The 25,835-nt window shown below is 64.4% G+C and carries 25 protein-coding genes and 1 riboswitch; of the genes, 14 read left to right on the top strand and 11 right to left on the bottom strand.

The features are described from left to right. Position 1 precedes the first annotated feature (1 nt). The 4 genes from lspA to FGD77_RS04875 form a co-directional block, all read right to left on the bottom strand. Positions 2–472 carry a signal peptidase II gene (lspA, locus tag FGD77_RS04890; protein ID WP_255006956.1) on the bottom strand — a complete coding sequence of 157 codons (471 nt, stop codon included), beginning with the start codon at positions 470–472 and terminating at the stop codon, positions 2–4. 25 nt (positions 473–497) lie between these two features. Next, positions 498–2,087, bottom strand: coding sequence for a bifunctional phosphoribosylaminoimidazolecarboxamide formyltransferase/IMP cyclohydrolase (gene purH / locus FGD77_RS04885; protein WP_255006934.1), 1,590 nt, complete (start codon positions 2,085–2,087; stop codon positions 498–500). 24 nt (positions 2,088–2,111) lie between these two features. After that, a complete protein-coding gene (locus tag FGD77_RS04880; RefSeq protein WP_255006928.1) occupies positions 2,112–3,854 on the bottom strand; it encodes a heparinase II/III family protein in 1,743 nt (580 codons plus the stop codon). Between the two features lie 101 nt (positions 3,855–3,955). Further along, entirely contained in the window at positions 3,956–5,215 is a 1,260-nt protein-coding gene (locus tag FGD77_RS04875) for an RsmB/NOP family class I SAM-dependent RNA methyltransferase (RefSeq protein ID WP_255006921.1), read from the bottom strand. Positions 5,216–5,281: 66 nt separating this feature from the next. Here FGD77_RS04875 and FGD77_RS04870 point away from each other — a divergent pair, with 66 nt between their 5' ends. The 5 genes from FGD77_RS04870 to FGD77_RS04850 all read left to right on the top strand — a co-directional run bounded on the left by FGD77_RS04870 (position 5,282) and on the right by FGD77_RS04850 (position 9,071). Continuing rightward, the gene (locus FGD77_RS04870) at positions 5,282–5,470 is read left to right on the top strand and encodes a DUF1674 domain-containing protein (protein WP_255006918.1); all 189 of its coding nucleotides are present in this window, start codon (positions 5,282–5,284) and stop codon (positions 5,468–5,470) included. Positions 5,471–5,505: 35 nt separating this feature from the next. Then, positions 5,506–5,598: riboswitch (TPP riboswitch) on the top strand. Positions 5,599–5,651: 53 nt separating this feature from the next. Next, complete coding sequence (gene thiM, locus FGD77_RS04865) at positions 5,652–6,440, top strand: hydroxyethylthiazole kinase (RefSeq protein ID WP_255014082.1); 789 nt, start codon at positions 5,652–5,654, stop codon at positions 6,438–6,440. After that, the gene (gene thiE, locus FGD77_RS04860) at positions 6,437–7,054 is read left to right on the top strand and encodes a thiamine phosphate synthase (protein WP_255006915.1); all 618 of its coding nucleotides are present in this window, start codon (positions 6,437–6,439) and stop codon (positions 7,052–7,054) included. Before thiM ends, thiE begins: the two co-directional genes overlap by 4 nt. Further along, positions 7,051–7,854: a bifunctional hydroxymethylpyrimidine kinase/phosphomethylpyrimidine kinase gene (thiD, locus tag FGD77_RS04855; protein WP_303626349.1), complete on the top strand. Its 804-nt coding sequence runs from the start codon at positions 7,051–7,053 to the stop codon at positions 7,852–7,854. Before thiE ends, thiD begins: the two co-directional genes overlap by 4 nt. A gap of 80 nt (positions 7,855–7,934) precedes the next feature. Further along, positions 7,935–9,071: an aminotransferase class I/II-fold pyridoxal phosphate-dependent enzyme gene (locus tag FGD77_RS04850; RefSeq protein ID WP_255006900.1), complete on the top strand. Its 1,137-nt coding sequence runs from the start codon at positions 7,935–7,937 to the stop codon at positions 9,069–9,071. Between the two features lie 13 nt (positions 9,072–9,084). Here FGD77_RS04850 and FGD77_RS04845 read toward each other — a convergent pair whose 3' ends face one another. Further along, a complete protein-coding gene (locus FGD77_RS04845; protein ID WP_255006882.1) occupies positions 9,085–10,350 on the bottom strand; it encodes a SulP family inorganic anion transporter in 1,266 nt (421 codons plus the stop codon). Positions 10,351–10,413: 63 nt separating this feature from the next. Then, positions 10,414–11,232 (bottom strand): 4-hydroxy-tetrahydrodipicolinate reductase, encoded by an 819-nt coding sequence (gene dapB, locus FGD77_RS04840; RefSeq protein WP_255006878.1) that lies wholly within the window; start codon positions 11,230–11,232, stop codon positions 10,414–10,416. A gap of 99 nt (positions 11,233–11,331) precedes the next feature. Here dapB and rbfA point away from each other — a divergent pair, with 99 nt between their 5' ends. The 6 genes from rbfA (at position 11,332) to rpsO (ending at position 15,520) form a co-directional block, all read left to right on the top strand. Next, positions 11,332–11,727, top strand: a complete 396-nt coding sequence (gene rbfA, locus FGD77_RS04835) for a 30S ribosome-binding factor RbfA (RefSeq protein WP_255014080.1) — start codon at positions 11,332–11,334, stop codon at positions 11,725–11,727. Positions 11,728–11,743: 16 nt separating this feature from the next. Further along, positions 11,744–12,469, top strand: coding sequence for a phosphodiester glycosidase family protein (locus FGD77_RS04830; protein ID WP_255014078.1), 726 nt, complete (start codon positions 11,744–11,746; stop codon positions 12,467–12,469). 96 nt (positions 12,470–12,565) lie between these two features. Further along, positions 12,566–13,477 carry a tRNA pseudouridine(55) synthase TruB gene (gene truB, locus FGD77_RS04825; RefSeq protein WP_255006871.1) on the top strand — a complete coding sequence of 304 codons (912 nt, stop codon included), beginning with the start codon at positions 12,566–12,568 and terminating at the stop codon, positions 13,475–13,477. Continuing rightward, positions 13,474–13,995 carry a DUF1643 domain-containing protein gene (locus FGD77_RS04820; protein ID WP_255006869.1) on the top strand — a complete coding sequence of 174 codons (522 nt, stop codon included), beginning with the start codon at positions 13,474–13,476 and terminating at the stop codon, positions 13,993–13,995. The genes truB and FGD77_RS04820 overlap by 4 nt, the downstream gene beginning before the upstream one ends. Before the next feature lie 74 nt (positions 13,996–14,069). Beyond that, complete coding sequence (locus FGD77_RS22175; protein ID WP_303626348.1) at positions 14,070–15,110, top strand: calcium-binding protein; 1,041 nt, start codon at positions 14,070–14,072, stop codon at positions 15,108–15,110. A 140-nt stretch (positions 15,111–15,250) separates the two neighbouring features. After that, positions 15,251–15,520, top strand: a complete 270-nt coding sequence (gene rpsO, locus FGD77_RS04800; RefSeq protein WP_076529993.1) for a 30S ribosomal protein S15 — start codon at positions 15,251–15,253, stop codon at positions 15,518–15,520. A 140-nt stretch (positions 15,521–15,660) separates the two neighbouring features. Here rpsO and FGD77_RS04795 read toward each other — a convergent pair whose 3' ends face one another. Then, positions 15,661–16,689, bottom strand: a complete 1,029-nt coding sequence (locus FGD77_RS04795; protein ID WP_255006847.1) for an alpha/beta fold hydrolase — start codon at positions 16,687–16,689, stop codon at positions 15,661–15,663. A 239-nt stretch (positions 16,690–16,928) separates the two neighbouring features. On the opposite strand from FGD77_RS04795, the gene pnp reads away from it, so the two are divergent. Continuing rightward, positions 16,929–19,070, top strand: coding sequence for a polyribonucleotide nucleotidyltransferase (gene pnp, locus FGD77_RS04790; RefSeq protein WP_255006844.1), 2,142 nt, complete (start codon positions 16,929–16,931; stop codon positions 19,068–19,070). Positions 19,071–19,155: 85 nt separating this feature from the next. Here pnp and FGD77_RS04785 read toward each other — a convergent pair whose 3' ends face one another. Together FGD77_RS04785 and FGD77_RS04780 are read right to left on the bottom strand one after the other, a co-directional pair. Next, positions 19,156–19,788 (bottom strand): DUF998 domain-containing protein, encoded by a 633-nt coding sequence (locus FGD77_RS04785; RefSeq protein WP_255006841.1) that lies wholly within the window; start codon positions 19,786–19,788, stop codon positions 19,156–19,158. A gap of 45 nt (positions 19,789–19,833) precedes the next feature. After that, on the bottom strand, positions 19,834–20,292 hold the full coding sequence (locus FGD77_RS04780) for an Lrp/AsnC family transcriptional regulator (protein WP_255006839.1): 459 nt from the start codon (positions 20,290–20,292) through the stop codon (positions 19,834–19,836). 134 nt (positions 20,293–20,426) lie between these two features. Here FGD77_RS04780 and ald point away from each other — a divergent pair, with 134 nt between their 5' ends. Together ald and aroC are read left to right on the top strand one after the other, a co-directional pair. Then, the gene (gene ald / locus FGD77_RS04775) at positions 20,427–21,539 is read left to right on the top strand and encodes an alanine dehydrogenase (RefSeq protein WP_255006837.1); all 1,113 of its coding nucleotides are present in this window, start codon (positions 20,427–20,429) and stop codon (positions 21,537–21,539) included. Between the two features lie 95 nt (positions 21,540–21,634). Beyond that, on the top strand, positions 21,635–22,741 hold the full coding sequence (aroC, locus tag FGD77_RS04770) for a chorismate synthase (RefSeq protein ID WP_255006834.1): 1,107 nt from the start codon (positions 21,635–21,637) through the stop codon (positions 22,739–22,741). Positions 22,742–22,773: 32 nt separating this feature from the next. Here the strand turns inward: aroC and FGD77_RS04765 are convergent, their stop codons facing one another. Both FGD77_RS04765 and FGD77_RS04760 read right to left on the bottom strand, forming a co-directional pair. Further along, positions 22,774–24,366 (bottom strand): thiamine pyrophosphate-binding protein, encoded by a 1,593-nt coding sequence (locus tag FGD77_RS04765; RefSeq protein ID WP_255006830.1) that lies wholly within the window; start codon positions 24,364–24,366, stop codon positions 22,774–22,776. Next, entirely contained in the window at positions 24,366–25,814 is a 1,449-nt protein-coding gene (locus FGD77_RS04760) for a TrkH family potassium uptake protein (protein WP_255006829.1), read from the bottom strand. Before FGD77_RS04760 ends, FGD77_RS04765 begins: the two co-directional genes overlap by 1 nt. Between the last annotated feature and the right edge of the window lie 21 nt (positions 25,815–25,835).

The raw sequence follows: 25,835 nt of genomic DNA, 5'->3' as shown, positions 1-25,835 counted from the left end.
GTCACGCGGGCTTTTTGCCCGGAGTGAAGATCACCATGCCCAGCGCGCCGGCAAAGATCGAGATATCGGCGATATTGAACGCGAAAGGATTGTTCAAACCACAGCAGGACATGTTCAGGAAATCCGCGACCGCGCCATAGAGAACCCGGTCGATCACATTGCCCAGCGCGCCGCCGACCAGCAGCCCGGCGGCGATTTTCTGCCACTTGCCGCCCGGTTCATGATGCGCCCACCACAGCACCGCGCCCGAAATGACCAGCGCGACGGCGATCAGCACCCAGCGCGTCACGGGCGACTCCCCGGCCATCAGGCCAAAGTTGATGCCGTAATTCCACGCCATGCGCAGGGTCAGGAAGGGCGGCGCGACCTCGATCGTGCCCAGGGCGCGCAGGTCCATCCAGTGGACCACCAGCCATTTGCTGGCCTGATCCAGAAGAAAGACCCAGAAGGCTGTCCAGAATGCCGTTTTCATCGCATCCTCCTGCGCGTGCTGCGTATCAGTGCCGGAAATGGCGCATGCCGGTCAGCACCATTGCCAGCCCGGCGTCGTCTGCGGCGGCGATCACATCGTCGTCGCGCATTGATCCGCCGGGATGGATCACCGCCGTTGCGCCGGCCTCGGCTGCGGTCAGCAGGCCGTCGGCAAAGGGAAAGAACGCATCCGACGCCACCACGCTGCCCTGGGTCAGCGGCGCGGGCAGGCCCAGTGCATCTGCCATGTCCTGCGACTTGCGCGCGGCAATACGGCAGCTGTCGACGCGGCTCATCTGGCCTGCACCAACGCCGACGGTTGCGCCATCCTTGACGTAGACGATGGCGTTGGATTTGACGTGCTTGGCAACCTTCCAGGCGAACAGCATGTCGGCCATCTCGGCCTCCGTCGGCTGGCGTTTGGTGACGACCTTCAGATTGCCCGCCTCCAGATGGCCGTTATCCTTGTCCTGCATCAGGTATCCGCCCGATACCTGCCGGATCGTCTGGGCGGCGGCGCGCGGATCGGCCATGCCTTCGGTAATCAGCAGGCGCAGGTTCTTCTTGGCCTCGAAGATGCGGCGCGCATCGTCGTCCGCGCCGGGGGCGATGACGACCTCGGTAAAGATCTGCACTATCTCCTCGGCAGTGGCGCCGTCCAGCGGCTGGTTCAGTGCGATGATGCCGCCGAAGGCCGATGTGCGGTCGCAGTCGAAGGCGCGCATATAGGCGTCCTTCAGCGTTGTTGCGCGGGCCACGCCGCAGGGGTTGGCGTGCTTGATGATCGCGCAGGCAGGGCCGTCTTGCGGGCTGAATTCGCTGGCCAGTTCGAACGCCGCGTCGGTGTCGTTGATGTTGTTGTAGCTCAGCGCCTTGCCCTGAAGCTGCAGCGCGGTCGCCACACCGGGGCGGGCGCTGCCGTCGAGGTAGAAGGACGCGCCCTGATGCGGGTTTTCGCCGTAGCGCAGCTTTTGCGCCAGTGTGCCCGCGACCGTGCGGCGACGCGGAGCAGTATCGCCCTGCTGTGCGGCCATCCACGTGGACACCGCCGAATCATACGAGGCGGTGCGCGAATACGCGGTCATCGCCATTTTCTGGCGGAAGGCGAGCGTGGTGCCGCCGTCATGCGCATCCATCTCCTCCAGCAGGGCTGCGTAGTCTTCGACATCGACGACGACATTCACAAAGCCGTGGTTCTTCGCGGCGGCGCGAATCATCGCCGGGCCGCCGATGTCGATATTCTCGACGCAGGTGTCATAGTCGGCACCCGCCGCGACGGTGGATTCGAACGGATAGAGGTTCACCACCAGCAGATCGATCGCGGCGATGCCATGCTGTTGCATCGCTGCCACATGATCGTCGTTGTCGCGCAGCGCCAGCAGGCCGCCATGCACCGCAGGGTGCAGCGTTTTGACCCGCCCGTCCATCATCTCGGGAAAGCCTGTCACATCAGCCACATCGCGCACGTCCAGCCCTGCATCGCGCAGCGTTTTCGCGCTGCCGCCGGTGCTGAGCAGTTCGACGCCGCGCTCTGACAGGGCCCGGCCCAGATCGATCAGCCCGGTCTTGTCGGACACGGACAAAAGGGCGCGGCGGAGGGGAACGATATCGGTCATAGGGTTTCCTGCGTGTTTGACGTCTTAGCCGGTTTCGGGCGCAAGGTACGGCGCGTCCTGCGCCAGATCGCGAATGCTGATCGGGGTATCCTGCGCCTTGGCCAGCGACCATCTGATGCGGCCCGCATACTCCAGCGCGGCGCCAGATAAAACTATCTGTTTGCTTGCACGGGGCTTAAGCCGGGTTTTTTCCAGATACACCGACGGCTCCAGCGTGATATGCGCCCGCGCGTCGGTGCGGAATACCCAGATTTCACCGCTGCGCAGGGCCAGCGATACGGCGGCGCCGCCCATGTCCAGTGCGGCGTCGACCTCGGGGTGGAGATGAAAGTGGATCTGGTAGGGCACGCCCTGCATGGCCCCCGCAACCAGCGCCCGGTCAAACCGGCGCTTATCCGTGTCCGACAGCGCCAGCAGCATGTCCTCGCCCGCGACACCGCGCCCGTCGAACGTCATTTCGATGGTGCGCGCATGGGTCAGGCCGAACCGAGCGGCATAGCCATCATGCCCCCCTTCAAAACGCAGGCCATCGGACGCCTGGCTCATCTGCGAGGGCACATCGCAGGGGCCGCTGACCAGCCAATCCGCCTGCGCACCCTCGCCCAGCCGCGCGCTGGAGTCGCCCGCGATCACCAATGTGGAGTGTGACGGCGTTGCGCGCCCGGCGCGCCGCCATTCGGCGCCAAAGCTGGCGCCTGATCCGCAGTTGACGATCAGCTGCCGACGCCCCGATGTCAGCTCGAACGCCAAGGTCGAAGCATGCGCGTTTGCCGAGGCCGGCCCGGCAGGCGGCGGCGCCGCATCCACAATGACCGAGGTGCGCCCGGCGCTCAGCCGTGCATAGCCCATCGCCAGCCCGTCCTTTTGCCGCCCCTTGACGCCACTGGCCGCCAGCGCGGTATCCAACCGCCCCTCCAGCCCGTGCCCGCCGCCATGAAAGCGGGCCAGTCCGCCATCGGCATGGCGCAGGGTGCGCAAGGTGGGAGCGATGCGCCCGGTTGCGGCGCTCAACGATAGGGGCGGTGTCTGGCCTGCATCCTCCAGCGCGGCGATGGCCCATGTCAGCAGGGTAAAGATGTCCAGCAATTCCTCGGGGTTGCGGGTCGCCAGCAGCCCTTCTGCGCCGATATGCGCGTCACATTCGCGGCCCAGCGCAGTTGCGGCGACAGGCGCGTGCCCCTGCATCCCCTCCAGCGCGAGGCCCGCATGGATCAGGCCGGTCAGGGCCTCGATCCGGGGCAGGCCGGGGGCGGTGGAGTGCCAGCGTTGGCTAAGAAACAGCGTCTGCTGCGCGAGCGCGCGATAGAACACGTCCCACGCCGCCTTGTCCTGTCCGCCCAGCAGGAACAGCGCGTGGTTGATCCAGCGGATCAGGCGCCGCCCGGTCAGCTCGGGCGTCCAGCCGGGGCCGCGCCCGGCGCCGTAGCGGGCGATCCACCCGGTGGTCCACCCTTGGGCACAGGCGCGTGCGGGGGTATCGCCGACGGCGGCCAGATCGTCCAGCCAGGCAAAGCCGTGCATTTCAGCCTCGAACGCGGCATCGGGCGCGACCAGATCCCAGATCGCGGCACCGGGCCGTTCCAGCAGGTGGCCCGCGAACATGAAATTGCCCGCCGTCAGTTGCCGCCCACGGGCAAAGCTGCCGATCATACGCGGCTCGGGCGAGGACGCGAAGGCGGTCGCGGGATTCGTCCGCCCCGCACGGCGCGCGGCGACGCGGTTCGCCCAATGCGTCCATTTCGCCCGATATGTGCCGGAAAATCCCATGCGCCTCGCCTTTGGGCGCTCTTTGCGGCGCCATTTCAGCAGAGCATATCGCGCAGCGTAGGCCGAGTCACCGCAGGATTGCGAAAATTAGCCGAAGCGGGTCAGGGGCGCAGCACGGCGATGTAAAACCCGTCCATGCCGCCGATATCGCCCCAATAATCGGGGCGCAGGCGCAAGCCGCCCTCTTCGGTGATCCAGTCGGGGTCGATGCCGGGCATGTTCAGCGCGTCGCGGTCGACCGTCAGACCCGGATGGCGCAGCAGCGCGTCGTCCACCTGACATTCGCCCTCGTCCGGCAGCAGCGAGCAGGTGCAATAGACCAGCCGCCCACCGGGTTTCAGCAGGCCCAGCGCGCGGTCCAGCATCGCCGCCTGAAGCGCGATCAGATCGCCGATTTCCGAGCCGTCGCGCGCATGGGGCAGGTCGGGGTGGCGCCGGATCGTGCCGGTAGCCGAACAGGGCGCGTCCAGCAGGATCGCGTCATAGCTGCCATGATGTGTCAGCGCGTCACCCGTCACCAGACTGGCCTCCAGCCCGGTGCGCGCAAGGTTTTCGCGCACCCGCGCCATGCGCGCGTCCGAGATATCCAGCGCGGTGACGTTCGCGCCCGTAGCCGCCAGTTGCAGCGTCTTGCCGCCCGGCGCGGCGCACATGTCCAGCACCGCCTCGCCCTTGGTCGCGCTCAGCGCGCGGGCCGGGATCGCGGCGGCGGCGTCCTGCACCCACCAATCGCCGGTGTCATAGCCCGGCAATGCGCTGACCTGCCCCGCATTATGCACGCGCACAGACCCCGTGGGCAGCACAATGCCGCCCACAGCATCCGCCAGTTCGGTCACGTCGCTCTTGGGTGTCAGGTCCAGCGGCGCAGCTGCGAAATGCGCGGCCTCGAACCCGGCGACGGCCTTGGCGCCATAGGCCTCGGACAGGGGGGCGCGCAGCCATTTGGGCAAATGCGGCACGCGCAGGATGGCCCATTCGGCAGGCCCATCGGCGGCGACCTTGCGCAGCACGGCGTTCACCAGCCCCTTGAGCCGGACAAAGCGTTTGTCGCCCGCGACCAGCCCGACGCAGTCGTTGACCACCCCATGCGCATCGCCGCCAAGGCACAGTTCGACCGTGCCCAGCCGCAGGATGTTCATCACCGGCAGGGGCGGTGGTTTGCGCAGATGTTTGCCCAGCACGCGGTCGGCCCGCTCCATCCCGCGCAGCGTTTGCGTGGCAAGGCGCTGGGCGCGGGCGCGGTCGGGCGCTTCCAGCCGATCCAGCGCGCCGGTGGCCAGAAGGTCCGCCATCTGGCGATGCTCGCCCAGGATCTGGTCCAGCAGGCGGGTGGCGGCGGCGCGCGGCGATGGCGGGGGCATGGCAAATCCTTGCTGAATGGTGACGGCGGCGTATATCAAGGGGCAGCGCCAAAAGGAACCCTTGCCATGTCCGACCGCCCCGATCTGCCACCCAGTTTGCCACCTGAGGCCATCCGCGCCCTCGCCGAAGCAGAACAGCGCCGCGCCGCCGCCGATGACCGCGCGTTGCCCAAGGAACTGGGAGGTCGCAAGGACGGACCCGAGGCCGTGCGCTACGGCGATTGGGAAAAGAAGGGCATCGCCATCGATTTCTGATGGCTTGACGCCGCTGCATCGCGCGCTCATCTTGGCCCAAGTAACAGGGGCGCCGCGACGAGGGCTGAGATGCACCCTTCGAACCTGAACCGGATCATACCGGCGGAGGAAGTTGCAGCGCAGGCAGGGCCATATCGGCGCCTTGGAGCGATGTTTCCCTCTGCGGCCAAGGGGGACCATGATGATTGACGCAGGGCACTATCTGGCGCAGATGCGCGCCCGCGCACCGCTGGTGCAGAACATCACCAATTATGTCGCGATGAACGTGATGGCCAATATCATGCTGGCGATCGGGGCCAGCCCGGCCATGGCTCATGCCCAAGGCGAAGCGGGCGAATTCGCTGGGCTGGCCGATGCTCTCAGCGTCAATATCGGCACGCTCGATCCCGACTGGGTGATCTCGATGGAGGAGGCCGCGCGCGTCATGGCGCAGGCGGGCAAGCCGTGGGTGCTGGACCCGGTCGCCGTCGGCGCCACCGCCCTGCGCCGCGATGCCGGTGCGCGCCTGCTGGCGCTGAAGCCGACGATCATTCGCGGCAACGCCTCCGAAATCATCGCGCTGGCAGGGGCCAATGCGGCGGGCAAGGGTGCTGATACCGCCGATACCGTCAGCAATGCGACAGGCGCGGCGCAGACGTTGGCCCGCCAAACCGGTGGGGTCGTCGCGGTCACCGGCGCGGTCGATTACGTCACCGATGGCGATGCCGCGTATCGCATTGCCGGGGGGCATGCGCTGATGCCGCGCATCACCGCTCTGGGCTGTTCGCTGACCGGGGGTGTCGTCGCCTTTGCGGTGGATCAGCCCGCGCTACCTGCGACCGTCGCCGCGCTGGCCAGCTATGCCGTTGCCGGTGAAATGGCAGGCGATGCGGCCAAGGGGCCGGCCAGCTTTCAGGTGGCGTTTATCGATGCTCTCTACGCGCTGACGCCTGCCGACGTGACGAAGCGCGCGAGGATCACCGTAGCATGAGGCTGGGTCCGGTCTATTTCATCACCGATCCCGATGCGCCCGCATCCGTGCCTGATCAGGTGCGCGCCGCCGTCGCCGCAGGTGTCGGCATCGTGCAACTGCGCGACAAACATGCCAGCGATGCCGAGATGGTCGCGCTAGCCCGCGAGGTGCAGCAGATCACCCGCGCGACAGGCGCGGCGCTGGTCATCAATGACCGGGTGCAGGTGGCCATCGATGTTGGCGCCGACGGCCTGCATGTGGGGCAGGGCGATGGTGATATCGCCGCCATTCGCGCCCGGATCGGGCCGGATATGGCTCTGGGCCTGTCGATCGAAATGCAGGCGCAACTCGGCGCTATCGCGCCAAACAGCGTCGATTATCTGGGCGTCGGCCCCTTGCGCGCCACGGCGACCAAGCCGGATGCGGCGCAGCCTCTCGGCATGGACGGGCTGGCGCGGATCATTGCTGCCACGCCGCTTCCTTGCGTTGCAATCGGCGGTATCAAACCCGGCGATGCGGGCGCGATCCGGCAGGCGGGCGCGGCCGGCATCGCCGTCGTTTCCGCCATATCGCGCGCGCCGGACATGCAAGCCGCAGCGCGCGCCCTGATCCACGAATGGAGCGTAAAATGATCCCCAATATCCTGTCCATCGCCGGGTCTGATCCGTCAGGCGGAGCCGGTATTCAGGCCGACATCAAGGCGATTTCGGCCAATGGCGGCTATGCCATGGCCGCGCTGACCGCGCTGACCGCGCAGAACACGCGCGGCGTGCAGGCGGTGCAGCTGGTCTATCCGGCCATGGTGTCCGCGCAGATCGTCGCGATCCGCGAGGATATCCGCATCGACGCGGTCAAGATCGGGATGCTGGGCAATGCCGAGATCATCGGCGTGGTCGCGGATGCGCTCGCCGGGCTGGATGCGCCCATCGTTATCGACCCGGTCATGGTGGCCAAGGGCGGCGACCGCCTGCTGCATACCGATGCGGTGGCCGCCCTGTGCGAGCGCCTGTTGCCCATGGCCGCGCTGATCACACCCAACCTGCCGGAGGCGGGGGATCTGCTGGACGTTCCCGAGGCGCAGAATGAGAACGAAATGCACGCCCATGCCGAAGCTCTGCTGGCGCTGGGTGCGCCTGCCGTTTTGCTGAAGGGCGGGCATCTGGCGGGCGATAGCAGCCCCGATCTGTTGCTGTCGGCGCAGGGCGCGCATTGGATGACATCAAAGCGCATCGACAGCCGCAACACGCACGGCACCGGCTGCACATTGTCGTCGGCTATCGCCGCCCAGCTGGGGCACGGGCATACGTTGCCCGCTGCCGTCGCACGCGCCAAGGAATATGTGACGCAGGCAATCGCCTATGCCCATCTGCTGAGTGTCGGCGCCGGGCATGGCCCGACCCATCATTTTCACGCTACGGCGCGCGGCGACTAACCCAGCGTCCTGACCTATCGCATGACTTTCCCCATGGAATGTGGTTTGTCGGTGCATTGAACGCCCCCAAGAGGCACGACATGACGCAGCTCCCTGATTTTCGGCTGGAAACCCATTTCGCCAAGTGGGAGTTCAGCGCCCGCCATCACATGACCGCCTCGGACGCCGAGGCGATGTCGCTGGCCGACCTGCTGGAGATGGCCAGCGACGCGGATCGCGACGCATTCCAGACCATGTGGCTGGGCTATACCGAAACATGGGGCGCGCCTGCGCTGCGGGCTGAAATCGCGCACATTTATGCGGGCCGCGCACCGGAGGATATCCTGTGCTTTGCCGGGGCGAGCGAGGGGATATTCGCCGCCAATTCCGTGCTGCTGGAGCGCGGCGATCATGCCATCGTGGTGACGCCCAACTACCAGTCGCACGAAACCCTGCCCAGTATGATCTGCGCGGCGACGGGCGTGCCGCTGGACCCGGATGATAACTGGTCGCTGGATATCGACCGGATCAAGGCCGCGATCCGCCCCAACACCAAGCTGGTCACGATCAACTTTCCACATAATCCGACCGGAGCGATCCTGCCGCTGGACCGCTACTGCGCGCTGATAGATCTGTGCCGCCATCATGGCATCTGGATCCTGCATGACGAGATTTTCCATGGGCTGGGACCATCGGGCGCCCGGCATCTGCCCTTTGTTGCGGACGAATACGAACGCGGGCTGTCGCTTGGCGTGATGTCCAAATCCTACGGCCTGCCGGGGCTGCGCATCGGCTGGATCGCATGTCAGAACCGCGATGTCCTAAGCCGTATGGAGCGGATGAAACACTACCTGTCGATCTGCAATTCCGGCCCGTCCGAGCATCTGGCGCGCATCGCGCTAAAGGCGCGGGACCGCATATTGGCGCGCAACAATGCCATCGTCGACGAGAACCTGCCGAAATGGGACGCGTTCTTTGCCCGTCATCCCGATCTGTTCGACTGGTCGCGCCCGGACGGATCTTGCATGGGTTACCCGCGCTATCTGGGCGCCGAAGGTGTCGAGGAGTTCGCCCGGAGGCTGGTCGAGGAGGCGGGCGTGCTGGTCCTGCCCAGCACGATCTACCGCTCTGATCTGGGCGCGACGCCGGTGGACCGGTTCCGCATCGGGTTCGGGCGCAGCGGGCTGGACGAGGGGCTGGCGGCGATGGAGGCGCATGTCACGCGGAACAGGGCCTAGCGACGGCACCGGCTCAGCGGTCGGGCGGGGTCCAGTCCTTTTCCATGTCGGCGTTGCGCCGACGCAACCGCAGGGCCAGCCCGACGGACACACCCACGCCGATGGCGATGGTCAGATCCGCAAACACCGTCAGCACCAGCGTCAGGACCAGCAGCACGCGATCCGAAACACGGCCCTGCATGTAGCCGCGCCACTTATGCGGCTCGCTCATGTTCCACGCGGTCAGAATCAGCAGCCCGGCCAGCGCGGGCATCGCCAGATAGCCCGCCAGCGGCGCGGCCAGCAGCATGATCAGCAGGATTGTCAGCGCGGCAACGATGCCGGCCACGGGCGTCTTGCCACCCGCGCGCACGTTTGTCGCGGTGCGGGCGATGGCTCCGGTGGCGGGCAGACCGCCGAACAGGGCTGAACCGATGTTGGCGCAGCCCTGCGCCAGCACTTCGGCGTTCGGCCTGTGCTGGCCGCCGATCATCTTGTCCGCGACCATCGCCGACAGAAGCGATTCGATACTGGCGAGGAAGGCGATGACAAACGCGGAGGGCAGCAGTTCGATCATCCGCTCAAGGCTGATGTCGGGCATCTGCGGCATGGGCAGCGCGCCGGGCAGGGCGCCAAAGCGGGAAAAGATCGTATCGACCGGCAGCATGGCGATGGCGACGATGGCCGATGTCACGCCCACGGCGACGATCAGGCCGGGAAATTTCGGCGCAAGGCGGCGCAGCGCGACGATCATTGCCATCGTCGCCAGCCCGATCCCCAGTGCGGTGATGTTCAGCGTGTCCCGCGCAGCCCAAAGCGCCTGTGTCTTGGCAATGAATTCCGCCGGGATTTCGGCGATGGACAGCCCGAACAGATCGCTCAGCTGGCTGGTCGCGATGATGACGCCGATCCCGATGGTGAAGCCGTTGATCACCGCCTCGGGCACATAAGCGACAAGGTTACCCGCCCGCAGATACCCCGCAACCAGCATGATGATCCCGGCCATGAAGGTGGCAAGGACCAGCCCGTCATACCCGTATTGCTGGATGACGCCGAACACGACAACGATGAACGCGCCGGTCGGCCCGCCGATCTGCACCCGGCTGCCGCCCAGCAGCGAAATCAGAAGGCCGCCGACGATGGCGGTCACCAGCCCCTTTTCCGGCCCCGCCCCCGACGCGATGGCGATGGCAAGGCTGAGTGGCAGCGCCACCATGGCCACGGTCAACCCGGCGATCAGATCGCTGGTGAATTGCTGGCGGTCATAGTTGGCCAGCGTGGTGAGGATTTTGGGTTTCATGCGAAGATCTACCCGCAACTTCAAGCTGTGATAATGCAATGCTGACATGCGCACGGCGCGCAGTTAGCCGTCGCCCAGCCCCAGCACGTCCAGCATGTCATACGCGCCCGGATCGCGCCCCTGACCCCAGAGCGCGGCCTTGAGCGCGCCGCGCGCGAACACGGCGCGGTCGGTGGCGATGTGGCGTAGCACGATCCGCTCGCCCGCGGCGGCGAAAATCACGTCATGTTCGCCCACGATGTCGCCACCGCGAATGGCGCTGAACCCGATATGCCCCCGCTCGCGCGGGCCGGTGATGCCGTCGCGGGCGCTGTCGGCGACACGGTCCAATGCCACGCCGCGCCCGGTGGCCGCAGCGTCGCCCAGCATCAGGGCGGTGCCGGACGGGGCGTCGACCTTTTGATTGTGGTGTGCCTCGACGATTTCGATGTCGAAATCCTCGTCCAGTGCGTGTGCGACCTTTTGGGTCAGCAGGGTCAGCAGGTTGACCCCAAGGCTCATGTTCCCGGCGCGCACCTGCACCGAATGGCGCGCGGCGGGTTTCAGCGACTCCAGCTCCTCATCGCAAAACCCGGTCGTGCCGATGACATGCACGGCGCGGGCCTGCGCGGCCAGCTTGGCAAAGGCAAGTGTGGCGCTGGGGGCGGTGAAATCGATGATGGCCTGCGCGGGCGCGAACGCCTCCAGCGCGTCGCCTGTCACCGTCACGCCCAGCGGCGCGCCGCCCATCGCCGTGCCGACGTCCTGCCCGATCCACGCGTGGCCGGGCCGCTCGACCGCACCGACCAGATGGGCGCGGCCACTATCGCGGATGGTCTGGATCAACATCCGGCCCATCCGGCCCGATGCGCCTGTCACTGCAATGCCCGGTCCTGTCGTCATGTCGCGCCTCCGTGAAAATCGCAGCGTTCAAAATCACAGCCTTGATAGCGCGGGCATCACGGCTTGGCAAAGGGCGGTATAGGGACTAAATGCATGGGCATGGCAAAGAACAAGTTTTCAGATGGCGCAGGCCCGACGCAACGACAGCTACAGGTGGGCGAAAATGTCCGCCGCACGCTAGCCGACGTGCTGATGCGCGGCGATATCCACGATGCGGACCTTGCCCGCATGTCGGTGACGGTGGGCGAGGTACGCATGTCGCCCGACCTCAAGATCGCGACGGCCTATGTGATGCCGCTGGGCGGGCGGGGCCAGGATGAGCTGGTCGGCCTGCTGGCCCGCAACAAACACGAGCTGCGCCGCATCGTCGCGAAAAAGCTGGGGCTGAAATACGCGCCCGACCTGCGGTTCCGGCTGGACAGCACGTTCGATCAGATGGACGAGACGCGCCGCCTGTTCGCGCAAGGCGAGGTTCGCCGTGACCTGGAGGATTAGGGCACCGCTCTGGGCCATGCTGGCCCTGGTGTTTCCGGTCCAGTTGTGGGCGGCAGAATGCCGCAACGATCAGTTCGAGAATGCACGTTATTCCATCTGCGAAGTGGACATGACCCGGGGCGATCTGCGCGTGTTCCTGAATGACCCTGACACTGGCAAGACGCTGGGCAGCTTCAGCGCGGTCAATGGGATGCTGGGCAAGGACGGGCTGGCGCTGGATTTCGGCATGAACGCGGGCATGTACCATTCTGATCGTCGGCCTGTGGGTCTCTATATCGAGGACGGGCAGGAGGCAGCGGGCATCGTCACGCAGGAGGGGCCGGGGAATTTCGGCCTGCTGCCCAACGGTGTGCTGTGCATCCGCGAGGGCCGCGCCGATGTGTTCGAGACGCTGCGCTATGTGGATGAGGCCCCGGCGTGCCGCCATGCCACGCAATCGGGGCCGATGCTGGTGATTGACGGCGCGCTGCATCCGCGTTTCCTGACAGACAGCGACAGTCTGTATGTTCGCAACGGGGTGGGCACCACGGCGGACGGCACGCGGGCGGTGTTCGTGATTTCGACCGATCCGGTGAATTTCCACACCTTCGGTCGGTTTTTCCGCGATCATCTGGGCCTGCCTCAGGCGCTGTATTTCGACGGCAATGTCTCGCGCCTCTATGCGCCCGACCTGGGGCGCAGCGATATCGGGTTTCCCATTGGTCCGATCATCGGCAGCGTGAGCGCCGCGCCGCAGGGCTGATGCGACCCGGCTCAGGCAGGCAGGTGGCAGGGCGCGCGATTGACAGCCACCGGGGCTTGGGCTAGCCCCCGCACCTTGGAGACAAAGGGGCAAGGCATGGCACGCAAGCGCAAGGGTCGCGACATTTCCGGGTGGCTGGTAGTGGACAAACCCGCCGGCATCACCTCGACCTCGGTCGTGAACAAGGTGCGCTGGGCGCTTCAGGCGAAAAAGGCCGGTCATGCCGGCACGCTGGACCCCGAGGCGACCGGCGTTCTGGCCATCGCGCTGGGCGAGGCGACCAAGACGGTGCCCTACATCACCGACGCATTGAAGGCGTACAAATTCGAGGTGCGGTTCGGGGCCTCCACCAATACCGACGATGCCGAGGGCGAGGTGATCGCCACCAGCGATACCCGCCCCACGGATTCCGACATCAAAGAGGCGCTGAATGGTTTCGTCGGTGACATCATGCAGGTGCCGCCCAAGTTTTCGGCGGTAAAGATCGACGGCGAGCGCGCCTACAAGCTGGCGCGTGATGGCGAGGACGTGACGCTGGCCGCGCGCCCGCTGTGGGTCGATGAACTGCTGCTGGCGGACCGCCCGAGTCCGGACAGCGCCGTGCTGGAAATGGTCTGCGGCAAAGGCGGCTATGTGCGCGCCATCGCCCGCGATCTGGGCGATATGCTGGGCTGCAAGGGGCATGTCACATGGCTGCGCCGGGTGTGGTCCGGCCCGTTCGAAGCCGAGGACGGTTTGACGCTGGATCAGATCGACGCGATGGCGCATGACCCGGCGCTGGATGCCCATCTCCTGCCGCTGGAGGCGGGGCTGACCGATCTGCCCGAACTGCGATGCACGCCCGAAGGCGCGGCCAGACTGCGCAACGGCAATCCCGGCATGGTCTATCCCGGTGACGCCGAATATGGCGATGAATGCTGGGCCTCGCTGGAGGGCCGGGCCGTCGCCGTGGGCATCTACAAGGCGGGCGAGATGCACCCTTCCCGCGTGTTCGTGGACCCGGTGTGATCACCCGGACGCACCAGAAGGGTGACGCGGCATCGACCGCCGTCTACTCCGATTGCGAACGCTACCGCTATGCGTTGACCCGCGTCTGGGACGAGACGGGCAAGCGGGCCCATTTCATCATGTTGAACCCCTCGACCGCGACCGAAGAGGCCAACGATCCCACGGTCGAGCGGTGCGAGCGCCGCGCGCGTGCGCTGGGGTTCGGCGCGTTTCGCGTCACGAATATCTTTGCCTGGCGCGACACCGATCCGCGGGCGATGCGCGCTGCCGCCGATCCGGTCGGCGCCGCCAACGACGCCGCCATTCTGGAAGGTTGCGACTGGGCCGATACCATTGTCGCTGCATGGGGCACACATGGCGCGCATCAGGGGCGGGGCGCGAGCGTGGCGGCGTTGCTGGCCGCAACCGGGCGCGACGTACATCATCTGGGCCTGACCAAGGACGGGCACCCGCGTCATCCGCTTTATATTTCCTACGCACGGCAGCCCGACCTGTGGGACATGCCGCACAGGCGTTAACCACCGGGGCGCAAATTGCTGTCAAAAGAACGCTGCCCGGCGCAATGTTGAGCCGGGTAGATGGGATTGCTGACATGTTCTTGCTTGCGGGCCTTATGGGAATGATGGCGCTGGGCGCGACGGCCTTTCTCGGCATGTCGTCCGATGACGAGGATGGGGTCACCGCGCAGGATGTGCCCGATGACGATATGCCCGACGTCGAGGTGCCGGATACAGACTCATCCGAGGGCGGCACCAGTATCATGGATTTCGCCACCGCAGCGCCGGGGCCGACTGACGATTCCGAAACGGCCGAGCAAGTTGCGGTGGGAACATCGGGCGACGACCATATGGACGGCTCGGATGCGGTGGATGTGGCGAACGGTTATGACGGCGACGACGCGATGACCGGGGCAGAGGGCGATGACGACCTTTGGGGGTCGCTGGGCGATGACACGCTGAGCGGTGATGCCGGGAACGATACGCTGCACGGCGGCGCCGGAAACGATGTGATGCAGGGCGGTGACGGCGACGACCGGATGTTCGGCCATGGCGACGATGACACGTTAACCGGCGGTGCAGGCGACGACAGTCTGGTCGGAGGCGCAGGTGACGACGTGCTGGATGGCGGCGCAGGCGCTGACGCGCTCCACGGCGGTCTGGGCGACGACGCGCTGCGCGGCGGGGCGGGTCACGATACCCTGTTCGGTGGCTGGGGTGACGACACGCTGACCGGGCTCGAGAGCGATCAGGAAACCGAAGGCGTGACCGATACCGACGTCGCGGACTACCTCAACGGCGGCGGCGGCGACGATCTGATCACGGCTGGGGTCGGCGATATCGTCACGGGCGGGACCGGCGCCGACACCGTGCTGCTGGGCGACTGGCTAAGCGCGGATCATCAGGCCGAGATTCTGGATTTTGTACCGGATGAGGATACGCTGATGGTCGTTTATGACGACCTCGAAGATGCCGAGCCTGACGTCGATCTGGTCCCCGATCCGGATGATTCGGGTGTCCAACACGTCATGCTGAATGGTGTCGCCATCGCGGTCGTGAATAACGCTGCCGGGTTGAACGCGGGGCATATCACGCTGGTCGGGTCCAGCCAGCTGCCTGCGGGCGCGATGCTGTAATATTGCGGCCCTTTCCAAGCGCCGGAAATTCCCCTATATGCCGCCGATGCGTCTGCCGCTGCATGGCGCAGATTCTCTATGGACCTTGCTGGACGACATCCCGGCTTGTGCCCGCAACCTTTGATGACAAGGAGACACCGATGTCGATCACAGTCGAAGAAAAGCACCGCCTGATGAAGGAATTCGCGACCAAGGAAGGCGACACCGGTTCGCCCGAAGTTCAGGTTGCCATCCTCACCTCGCGGATCACCACCCTGACCGAGCACTTCAAGACCCACAAGAAGGACAACCACGGCCGCCGTGGCCTTCTGAAAATGGTCGCCCTGCGCCGCAAACTGCTGGACTACACCAAGTCCAAGGACGAGGCCCGCTATCAGGACCTGATCAAGCGTCTGGGCATCCGCCGCTAACGGTCAAACATGGTTTGAACGCAGATTGAATGATCCCGCACTCTGTTGCAGTGGAATTTCAGAAAACGCCCGCTTGAAAAGCGGGCGTTTGTCGTTTGGCACGGCGCCTTGTCCTTGAATCTGTGTCGCGCCACGCAAACCTACTGCCAGGCGCAAATTCCCAAGGTCGCGCCATTTTCGATGGCCGTGTCCTCGTCGCCCCCAGGCACCAGCTTTGACTCGCCGTCCATGCAGATGACAAACTGGTCGCCCATGCCCGCCATATCTACAAGGATCTGATCCCAGTGCCGGTACTGCACGTCGTGACCCCCATCGGGATAATCGCGCCGCGCGGCGATGTTGGGATAGACCTGCTCCCACCGATCGGCGTGGGCCGGTGTGACCAGCGTATCCTGCCCGCCCTGATAGATGTAAACCGGCGCCTCGACCTGTGACACATCCGGCAAGGGCAGGTCGCAATAGCGACGATATTCGGCGATTTCTGCCGCGCCGCTTCCCTTTTGGCCGGCCATTCCGAACGTGCGCGCACCATCATCACCCGCAGCCGAGGCAAAACCGGGGATGCGATGGGTCGGGCTGTCTTCGGGAAAGGCCCACCATTTCAGCGGGTGGGCTGCGTAATCGTCCATAACCTCCTTCATTTTTTCCGGGGCGGCATCACAAAGGCTGGATCGCGTTGCCAAGGACGTCGCCGCCGCGAGGTGTATCGAGCGAATACGCTCGGGATTGCGCGCCGCAAAAGCAGCGCTGTAGGGACCACCGCCCGAGATCGCCATCACCGACACCTCCGCGATGCCAAGTTCATCGAGAACCTGTTCCGCTTCGCTCGCATAATCGTCGAAGGTCCAATCCTCGGCAGGATCGGACTGACCGAAGCCCGCACGACCAACCGAGATCAGCCGCAGGTTCAGGTCTTCGCGCATCCCGCGCAAAAAGTCGGTGAGCCGGGTAACGGCCGCGCTGGTGCCGGTGCCACCGATGAAAAGGACCGCCTTTCCATCCGCCGGCCCGGTATCGACATAGGCGACCTGCCGCCCGCCTTCGACATCGATCGTTTGAACCGTCGGACCCATGAAATCAAATGCCTCGGGCAGGTCCACCTCGGCCATTGCCGTTCCGGCCCCTGCGATGGCGATTAACGCCAGATATCCACTTTGAAAACGCATCATGTCGTACTCCTTTCGTATTGAAATTCGTCGCTTCCAAAGGCTATGCGCTCGCCATTTGTTCCACAATCACTGAGTGGTTCCCTCCTGCCGGACTTTCCTGTATAGCCCGCGCATCTGAGACTGCGTGCCATGGCCCCGGCACCTGGAAGACATGATGATTGGGGTCGGCGGCAATGGGGCCGCCAGTGTAACGGAGGACCGGGCAGGGGTCCGGTATGCCTCCAGATAGGAAACGATAGATGTTCAACGAAGTGAAAAAATCGATCCAGTGGGGCGAAGAGACGCTGACACTGGAAACGGGCAAGGTTGCCCGTCAGGCCGACGGTTCGGTCATCGCCACTCTGGGCGAAACCAGCGTCATGGCCAACGTGACATTCGCAAAATCGCCCAAGCCGGGAATGGATTTCTTCCCGCTGACGGTGCACTACCAAGAGAAATACTATGCGGCCGGCAAAGTGCCCGGCGGCTTTTTCAAGCGCGAGGCGCGCCCGTCGGAAAAAGAGACGCTGACCGCGCGTCTGATTGACCGTCCGATCCGCCCGCTGTTTGTCCCCGGTTTCAAGAACGAAACGCTGGTGATGTGCACGGTCCTGTCGCACGATCTGGTCAATGACCCCGACATGGTCGCGATGATCGCCGCCTCGGCTGCGCTGACGATTTCGGGCGCGCCGTTCCGTGGCCCGATTGCCGCCTGCCGCGTCGGATATGAGGGTGGCGACTACATCCTGAACCCGACCGTCGACGATATGCACGACCTGAAAAACAACCCCGATCAGCGCCTTGATCTGGTTGTCGCCGGCACCAAGGACGCCGTGATGATGGTCGAATCCGAAGCCTACGAGCTGACCGAAGAGGAAATGCTGGGCGCGGTGAATTTCGCGCACGAGCAGATCCAGCCGGTGATCGACCTGATCATCGACCTGGCCGAAGACGCAGCGAAAGAGCCGTTTGATTTCCAGGCCGCCGATTATTCGGACCTCTACGCCGCCGTCAAAGCCGCGGGCGAGGACAAGATCCGCGCCGCCTATGCGATCACCGACAAGCAGGAGCGCACCGGCGCAGTCTCTGCCGCCAAGGACGCGATCAAGGCATCGCTGACGGACGAGCAACTGGACGATGCCAACCTTGGCGCCGCCCTGAAAAAGCTGGAAGCAGCGGTTCTGCGCGGTGACGTCGTGAAGACCGGCAAGCGGATCGATGGCCGTGCGCTGGACACCGTGCGCCCGATCGTCTCGCAAACCGGCCTTCTGCCCCGCACGCATGGTTCGGCGCTGTTCACACGCGGCGAAACGCAGGGTCTGGTCGTGACCACGCTGGGCACCGGCGACGATGAGCAGTTCGTCGATGCGCTCTATGGCAACTTCAAATCCAACTTCCTGCTGCACTACAACTTCCCTCCCTATTCGGTTGGCGAAGCCGGGCGCGTGGGCCCTCCGGGTCGCCGCGAAATCGGCCACGGCAAGCTGGCATGGCGGGCGCTTCAGGCGGTTCTGCCTGCGGCGACGGATTTCCCCTACACCATCCGCGTCGTGTCCGAGATCACTGAATCCAACGGCTCCAGCTCGATGGCGTCGGTCTGTGGCGGCTCCTTGTCGATGATGGATGCGGGCGTTCCGCTGAAAACCGCGGTTGCCGGTGTGGCGATGGGCCTGATCATGGAAGAGGATGGCGACTATGCCATCCTGACCGACATTCTGGGCGACGAGGATCACCTCGGCGACATGGATTTCAAGGTCGCAGGCACTGAAAGCGGCATCACGTCGTTGCAGATGGACATCAAGATCGCAGGCATCACGCCCGAAATCATGCAAAAGGCGCTTGCGCAGGCCAAAGAGGGCCGTTTGCACATTCTGGGTGAGATGAACAAGGCGCTGACCGGGGCTCAGGAATTCTCGGTTCACGCCCCGCGCATCGAGACGATGCAGATCCCCACGGACAAAATCCGTGAGGTTATCGGTTCGGGCGGCAAGGTCATCCGCGAGATCGTCGAAGTGTCGGGCGCCAAGGTCGATATCAACGACGAGGGCATCATCAAGATCGCATCGCCCAACGGCGAGGCCATCAAGAAGGCCTATGACATGATCTGGTCGATCGTGGCCGAGCCGGAAGAAGGCCAGGTTTACGATGGCAAGGTGGTCAAGATCGTCGATTTCGGCGCCTTCGTGAACTTCTTCGGCAAGCGTGACGGGCTGGTGCATGTCAGCCAGATCGAAAACCGCCGTCTGAACCATCCCTCGGACGTGCTGAAGGAGGGCCAGGACGTAAAGGTCAAGCTGCTGGGCTTTGACGATCGCGGCAAGGTGCGCCTGTCGATGAAGGTCGTCAATCAGGAAACCGGCGAAGAAATGAAGCCGGAAGCGGCTGAAAAGGCCGACGACTGATACGCGTCACTTTCTAGCGACAAGGCCCCGGTGGAAACGCCGGGGCCTTTTTCATGGGTGGTATGCGCCCGAATTGGCGGCCAGGTTACCGCTGTATCTGGCCGCGCTTGATAAACAGCCTTGCCATGGTCAGCACCAGCGCAAAGGACACAAGTCCAAGATAACGTTCGTAAATGCCGTCGATACTGTCCGGCAGAAAGAAGAAAACCGGCGCGGAGACGGCCCAGACAATAGCGATCCCGATCAGGATGCGGCGATAGTGCCAGCCTGCACGATGCGCGCCTTGCGCCATCAAAGCCGGAATCGCCGTCATCAGCGCGCCGATGGCATAGACCAGATAGATATGAATGACGAAACCCTCATTATCACTGTCGCCATATTCGTTGCGCGCGCCGATGAGGAATACGATCAGCCCCATAAGCGCCAGACCCAGCACCCCAAGGCTCCATTTCCAGTCTCCCAGATGGACATGCGCCGCCAGCAGCGCGGTTGAAACCAGCGCGGCAGAAAAGGCATAAATGCCAATGTCGACGATAAATTCGTAGCGCCCCGCGCCCAGATCGCTGATCGTGTCGGCGATCCAGTCGTGATCAGGCACGACGACATCGGCAATCAGGATCGACAGCGCGAAAATGATGCACCCCGCCACGGAATACCATCCCAGCGCAAGCATGAGCATGGGCTGCTCTTGGGTTTTGGGGGCGGCTGTGCGGCTCATCTGGTGATCTCCTTGGGTTGGATCGGTCGGCTGGATAGACTGCGATCACACCGGCAGCGCGGTTGTCATGCAAACGGTGCGCAGGGCAAAACTGCTCTGCATATTGGCCACGCCGGGCAGGCGGGTCAGGTATTGGCGGTGGATACGGGCGAAATCGTCGGTATCTTCCGCGACGATCTTCAGGATGTAGTCGGCGGTGCCGGCCGTCAGGTGACATTCCAGCACATCGGGCACGCGCGCGACGGCCTTCTCGAACGCATCCAGCACATCGTCGGCTTGCGCTGACAGGGTGATTTCAACGAAAACGGTGGTGGGCACGCCCATCTTGCGCGCGTCCAGCAACGCGACGTAGCCAACGATGTAGCCTTCGGTCTCCAGCCTCTGCACGCGGCGATGGCAGGCGCTGGGCGACAGGTTGACCTTCTCGGCCAGATCGGAATTCGATATCCGGCCGCTTTTTTGCAAGACGGACAACAGGCGGCGGTCTATCGTATCGAGGGACATTATTGCAAATACTCCGGTGGCGCAGGGCAGCTTATCGAAGATCCTTGCGATGAAAACCCTTCGGTCCAGGAAAATTTGTTTCCTATTAGGCAAATCGTGGGCCATACTTGGATCATGTAACAGGAGATACCCTTATGAGAATCGGATGTCCCACCGAAATCAAGGCGCAGGAATTCCGCGTTGGCGTGACGCCAAATGCGGCGACGGAGGCTGTCGCGCACGGTCATGACGTGCTGGTCCAATCAGGCGCCGGTTTGGGCGCGGGATTTAGCGATGATGATTATACCGCCGCAGGCGCGCAGATCGCCGAAACCGCAAAGGAGATCTACGACAGCGCCGACATGATCGTGAAGGTCAAGGAACCTCAGGCGCAGGAGCGCAAGATGCTGCACGAGGGGCAGGTGCTGTTCGCCTACCTGCATCTGGCCCCCGATCCGGACCAGACGCGCGACCTGATCGAGTCAGGCTGCACCGCCATCGCATACGAGACGGTGACGGACCGCAACGGCGGCCTGCCTCTGCTGGCGCCAATGTCCGAGGTTGCGGGCCGCCTTGCGCCGCAGACGGGATCATGGGCGCTGCAAAAGGCCAATGGCGGCAGCGGTGTGCTGCTGGGGGGGGTGCCTGGGGTGCGCCCGGCGAATGTGGCGGTTCTGGGCGGCGGTGTCGTCGGCGCTGCGGCGGCGCGCGTGGCGGTTGGCATGGGCGCGAACGTGACCGTGCTGGACCGGTCGGTGCCCCGGTTGTCATACCTTGACGATATGTTCATGGGTCGCATGACCACGCAGTTTTCCGACAAGGCCGCAATCGAAGAACTGCTGCCGCGCATGGATCTGGTTGTCGGTGCCGTGCTGATCGCCGGCGCTGCCGCGCCCAAGCTGATCAGCCGTGACCAGCTGTCCCTGATGAAGCCGGGGTCGGTTTTGGTGGATGTGGCCATCGATCAGGGCGGCTGTTTCGAAACGTCTCGCGCGACGACCCATCAGGACCCTATCTACGAGGTGGACGGAATCGTGCATTACTGCGTTGCCAACATGCCCGGCGCGGTTGCGCGCACGTCGACCATCGCGCTGGGGAACGCCACGATGCCCTTCATGCTGGCCATCGCCAAAAAGGGTTGGAAAAAGGCCTGCGCAGACGATGCGAACCTGCTCAACGGGGTGAATGTTTCTGGCGGGCATCTGACCTACGCGGCGGTGGGCGAGGCGCTGAATATCCCATCGGTCAAGGCCGAGACGCTGATCTGATCGCGTCGGCCGCCCGAAGCCCGGGCGGCCGCATTTCAAAATGGCTTGAGGCATGCTGGCGGTATCGCTAGACCGGGCGCCAAAGGAGCCGCGTCATGAGCCTCAATACCTTCGGTCATTTGTTCCGCGTCACCACATGGGGCGAAAGCCACGGTCCCGCCCTGGGCGCGACGGTCGATGGCTGCCCGCCGGGTGTGGCCGTGGACGAGGCGATGTTGCAGCATTGGCTGGACAAACGCCGGCCCGGCCAGAACAAGAACATGACCCAGCGGAACGAACCCGACGCGGTGCGGATCCTGTCTGGCGTGTTCGAGGGCAAGACAACGGGAACGTCGATCCAGCTGATGATCGAGAATACCGATCAACGCAGCCGCGATTACGGCGACATCGCCAATACGTTCCGGCCAGGTCATGCTGATATCACCTATCACCAGAAATATGGGCTGCGCGATTATCGCGGAGGCGGGCGCAGCAGCGCGCGCGAAACGGCGGCGCGGGTCGCGGCGGGTGGTATCGCCCGCGCGGCACTGGATCAGCTGATACCGGGGATGCAGATCAAGGGGTACATGACGCGAATGGGGGCCATGGCGCTGGACCGTGCGGCGTTTGACTGGGACGCCATCGAGGGCAACGATTTCTGGCTCCCGGACGCCAAGGCAGCGCCAGAATGGGAGGCGTATCTGCAAAAGCTGCGCAAGGATCACAACTCGGTCGGGGCGATCGTCGAGGTGGTGGCGCGGGGCGTGCCCGCGGGCCTTGGCGCACCGGTCTATGGCAAGCTGGATACAGATCTGGCCGCGGCGATGATGTCGATCAACGCCGTGAAGGGCGTCGAGATCGGCGAGGGGATGGCCGCCGCCGAGCTGATGGGCACCGATAACGCGGACGAGATTTACATGGGCGCGGACGGGCCGGAATACAGCAGCAACCATGCGGGCGGGATCTTGGGCGGTATCTCCACCGGGCAGGAAATTGTCGTGCGCTTCGCGGTCAAGCCGACATCGTCGATCCTCAGCCCGCGCGCGTCGATCCGCATGGATGGGACCGCGACCGAGGTGGTGACGAAGGGCCGACATGACCCGTGCGTAGGTATCCGCGCGGTGCCGGTGGGCGAGGCGATGATGGCTTGCGTTCTGCTGGATCATTTGCTGCTGCATCGCGGCCAGACCGGCAGCATCGGCCCGGTGGGAAAAATCGGATAGCCGGGAAAGCCTGCGCTTTCCCGGCCCTGGTATCAATCGGCCATGTCACCAGTCATGTAGATCAGTGTCGGGCCATCGGCCTTGAACGCCGCTGTCACGGCCTTTTTCAGCGCGCCCAGCGATTTGGGTGCCGCCGATTTCGCGCCATAGGCTTCGGCCAACGCGCAGAAATCTGGGTTATGCGCGATCACTGAATTGGGGGCGATCTGGGCGGCGACCATGCTGTCCTCGATCTCTTTCAGCTTGCCGTTATCCCATAGCAGGATCGGCAGAGGCTGGCCCAGCTCGACCGCCGTGCCCAGTTCCTGCACGGTATATTGAAACCCGTAATCGCCGGCGATCACCACGGTCGGCAGGCCGGGGCGCGCCGCCGCGCCACCGATGCCGGCGGGCAGGGCATAACCCAGCGTGCCAAAGCCGTAGGGGTGGTGCCAGTGGCCGGGGCGATCCATGTCCCAGAATTCCTTGCCGGCATAGGCAAACTGGGTCATGTCCGAGAAGAACATCGTGTCCTCGGGCATCACATCGCGCAGGGCGTCGCAGATACGCGCGATGCCCGGACGCTCGGAATCCGATTCGGCGCGCCAGCGCTTGCGCGCCTTGGTGACCTCATCGGCGGTCCATGACGTATGCGCGTTGTGGCCGTCGATGGCGGCATTCAGCCCGGCAAAGAAATCGTTCGCGTCCATCGGCACGGCGATGCTGCCGGGTTCCTGGCCCAGCACTTCTGGGTCGATATCGACGCGGATCATCTGGCAGGTATGCTCCAGCTTGTCGCGCCACAGGTCGGTTTCCGACAGCTCGCTGCCGACAACGATCACCAGATCGGCGCTGGCCGCGACCTTCGCCGTCTCGGGGCGGCCCAGAAAGCCGCCGAAATGCAGCGGATCTTCGGCGACCGAGATGATGCCACGCCCCGCGTCGGTGGGAAAGCTGGCCGCCTTCAGCGTGGCCAGCGCACGGCGCGCCTGTTCAGAGGCACGCACGGCGCCGCCGCCAAGGATAAACAGCGGGCGATTGGCCGCCATGATCTGACCCGCGATCCCCTCGGGCAGGACGTGGCGCACGGGCTTTACCGTGGGGGGGGCATTGGGCGCGGCCTCGGCATTGCCTTCCAGCGCGGCGATGGGCACTTGGATATGCTTGGTGCGGGGGCGCTTGGTCTGAAATTCACTCAGGGCGCGGTCGATCAGCGTATAGGCGGCGCTGGCCGTGTTTGCCGTATAGGACCAGTCGGACACGGTTGCGCCTGCGGCCTGCTGGTCCAGCATCTGGTGCAACTGGCCGCGTGTCGCCGCCGTGTCATCAAGGCACGAGGACAGCACCAGCACGGGCACGCTGTCGGAATAGGCCTGACCCATCGGCGTCATCGTATTGCACAGACCCGGCCCGGTGATCACATAGGCGACCCCCGGCCGCCCGCTGGCGCGTGCATAGCCGTCAGCCATGAAGCCCGCGCCCTGTTCGTGACGGGCCAGAAAATGCCGGATGCCGGCCTCTTCGATGCCGCGATACATTTCCTGATTATGCACCCCGGGGATGCCGAAAATCGTGTCGACCCCGCGCGATTTCAGCATATGCGAGATTTGGGCCCCCAAAGGGCGCGTTTGCGAAGTATCGGGCATCAGTTCCTCCAGAAAGATACGGTGAATATGGCATAGACGACCAGCACCTCCAAGCGCCCGATCAGCATGGCGGTGGACAGAACCCACTTGGACGTGTCGCCCAAGGTGGAAAAATTTCCCGATGGTCCGATCGTGTCCCCCAGACCGGGGCCGATATTGCCCAGCGCGGTCGCGGCACCCGAGACGGCGGTCGTGAAATCAAGGCCGGTCAGCCCCAGCAGCACCGATATGATGCCCAGCGTGACGGTGAAGAAAACGAAGAACGACATGACCGAGTTCAACACGTCGGCATCCACGTTGCGCCCGCCATATCGTGGCGTGAACACGCCATGCGGGCTGTGGATGCGGGCCAGTTGCACGCGGATTGACGCGAATAGCAGTTGATAGCGGAAAATCTTGACCGAGCAGGCGGTCGATCCGGCGCAGCCACCGATCAGCCCGGTGAAAAAGAAGATCGATACCGCAAAGGGGCCCCATAACATGTAGTCTTCGCTGGCATATCCGGTGCCGGTGATGATCGACACGACATTGAACAGCACTTCGCGAAAGGTCTCTTCGGTCAGGTGCTCGCGCTGAATGAACTGCCAGATGGTCAGCGCGCCGACAATGCAGCACACCGTTTTGAAGAACCCATGCACCTGCGGATCCATCAGCAGCGGGCGCGCCGTGCCGGCCATCAACTGCACAAAGCGCACAAAGGGCAGGGCAGACAGCACCATGAAGACGACGGCGACATATTCCGCCGACGGGTGCAGGGCGCCGAAGGACGCGTCGAAATTGGACATGCCGCCGGTTGCGACCGTGGTCATGGCGTGGACCGTGGCGTCGAACGCGGTCATTCCTGTCGCCACGTAGCATAGCGAACAGGCCAGCGTCAGGGCGACGTAGATCACCGATATGCGGCTGGCAATCTCACCGGCGCGGGGCAGAATCTTGCCCATCGTGTCGAACGCCTCGGCGCGGAAAATCTGCATGCCGCCGACCCGCAGTTCGGGCAGGAACACCATGGCGACGACAATGATACCCACTCCGCCCAGCCACTGCATGATACCGCGCCAGAGCAGTATTCCCTTGGGCAGGTCATCCAGCCCGGTGATCACGGTCGATCCGGTGGTGGTCAGAGCCGACATCGCCTCGAAAAAGGCATCGGTAAAGTCCAGCGTGGTTGCGCCCAGCATGAAGGGCAGCGCGCCGAACAGTGGCAGTACCACCCAGACGCCGGTTGTCAGCAAAAATGTCTGCCGGATCGTCAGACCCTGGCCCACACCGTTGCGGCAGGCCCCGGCAACCAGGCCACCGATCAGGATGGTCAGGATCGATGTTTGCGCAAAGACATGCCAGTTGCCGCGCGCCTGCGCGATATCCACGAGCAGCGGCAACAGCATGGCGAGACCCAGCGCCATGGTCGTAAGGCCGATCACATATCCTACCGGGCGCAGATCCAACATGGCGCAGAGCGTTGAACCGTG

This window comes from Roseovarius sp. M141 (assembly GCF_024355225.1).
Classification (GTDB): domain Bacteria; phylum Pseudomonadota; class Alphaproteobacteria; order Rhodobacterales; family Rhodobacteraceae; genus Roseovarius.
Note: the sequence above shows the minus strand (reverse complement) of the source record. Positions and strands in the feature narration are given on the sequence as shown.

Excerpts from the sequence above, each read along its gene's own strand:
- FGD77_RS04850 (WP_255006900.1), top strand. The coding sequence starts at position 7,935 with ATGACGCAGCTCCCTGATTTTCGGCTGGAAACCCATTTCGCCAAGTGG.
- truB (WP_255006871.1), top strand. The coding sequence starts at position 12,566 with ATGGCACGCAAGCGCAAGGGTCGCGACATTTCCGGGTGGCTGGTAGTG.
- rbfA (WP_255014080.1), top strand. The coding sequence starts at position 11,332 with ATGGCAAAGAACAAGTTTTCAGATGGCGCAGGCCCGACGCAACGACAG.
- FGD77_RS04845 (WP_255006882.1), bottom strand. The coding sequence starts at position 10,350 with ATGAAACCCAAAATCCTCACCACGCTGGCCAACTATGACCGCCAGCAA.
- rpsO (WP_076529993.1), top strand. The coding sequence starts at position 15,251 with ATGTCGATCACAGTCGAAGAAAAGCACCGCCTGATGAAGGAATTCGCG.
- FGD77_RS04785 (WP_255006841.1), bottom strand. The coding sequence starts at position 19,788 with ATGAGCCGCACAGCCGCCCCCAAAACCCAAGAGCAGCCCATGCTCATG.
- pnp (WP_255006844.1), top strand. The coding sequence starts at position 16,929 with ATGTTCAACGAAGTGAAAAAATCGATCCAGTGGGGCGAAGAGACGCTG.
- thiE (WP_255006915.1), top strand. The coding sequence starts at position 6,437 with ATGAGGCTGGGTCCGGTCTATTTCATCACCGATCCCGATGCGCCCGCA.
- aroC (WP_255006834.1), top strand. The coding sequence starts at position 21,635 with ATGAGCCTCAATACCTTCGGTCATTTGTTCCGCGTCACCACATGGGGC.
- FGD77_RS04875 (WP_255006921.1), bottom strand. The coding sequence starts at position 5,215 with ATGCCCCCGCCATCGCCGCGCGCCGCCGCCACCCGCCTGCTGGACCAG.
- thiM (WP_255014082.1), top strand. The coding sequence starts at position 5,652 with ATGATTGACGCAGGGCACTATCTGGCGCAGATGCGCGCCCGCGCACCG.
- FGD77_RS04765 (WP_255006830.1), bottom strand. The coding sequence starts at position 24,366 with ATGCCCGATACTTCGCAAACGCGCCCTTTGGGGGCCCAAATCTCGCAT.
- FGD77_RS22175 (WP_303626348.1), top strand. The coding sequence starts at position 14,070 with ATGTTCTTGCTTGCGGGCCTTATGGGAATGATGGCGCTGGGCGCGACG.
- FGD77_RS04795 (WP_255006847.1), bottom strand. The coding sequence starts at position 16,689 with ATGATGCGTTTTCAAAGTGGATATCTGGCGTTAATCGCCATCGCAGGG.
- lspA (WP_255006956.1), bottom strand. The coding sequence starts at position 472 with ATGAAAACGGCATTCTGGACAGCCTTCTGGGTCTTTCTTCTGGATCAG.
- FGD77_RS04780 (WP_255006839.1), bottom strand. The coding sequence starts at position 20,292 with ATGTCCCTCGATACGATAGACCGCCGCCTGTTGTCCGTCTTGCAAAAA.
- FGD77_RS04880 (WP_255006928.1), bottom strand. The coding sequence starts at position 3,854 with ATGGGATTTTCCGGCACATATCGGGCGAAATGGACGCATTGGGCGAAC.
- purH (WP_255006934.1), bottom strand. The coding sequence starts at position 2,087 with ATGACCGATATCGTTCCCCTCCGCCGCGCCCTTTTGTCCGTGTCCGAC.
- FGD77_RS04830 (WP_255014078.1), top strand. The coding sequence starts at position 11,744 with ATGCTGGCCCTGGTGTTTCCGGTCCAGTTGTGGGCGGCAGAATGCCGC.
- ald (WP_255006837.1), top strand. The coding sequence starts at position 20,427 with ATGAGAATCGGATGTCCCACCGAAATCAAGGCGCAGGAATTCCGCGTT.
- FGD77_RS04760 (WP_255006829.1), bottom strand. The coding sequence starts at position 25,814 with ATGTTGGATCTGCGCCCGGTAGGATATGTGATCGGCCTTACGACCATG.
- dapB (WP_255006878.1), bottom strand. The coding sequence starts at position 11,232 with ATGACGACAGGACCGGGCATTGCAGTGACAGGCGCATCGGGCCGGATG.
- thiD (WP_303626349.1), top strand. The coding sequence starts at position 7,051 with ATGATCCCCAATATCCTGTCCATCGCCGGGTCTGATCCGTCAGGCGGA.
- FGD77_RS04870 (WP_255006918.1), top strand. The coding sequence starts at position 5,282 with ATGTCCGACCGCCCCGATCTGCCACCCAGTTTGCCACCTGAGGCCATC.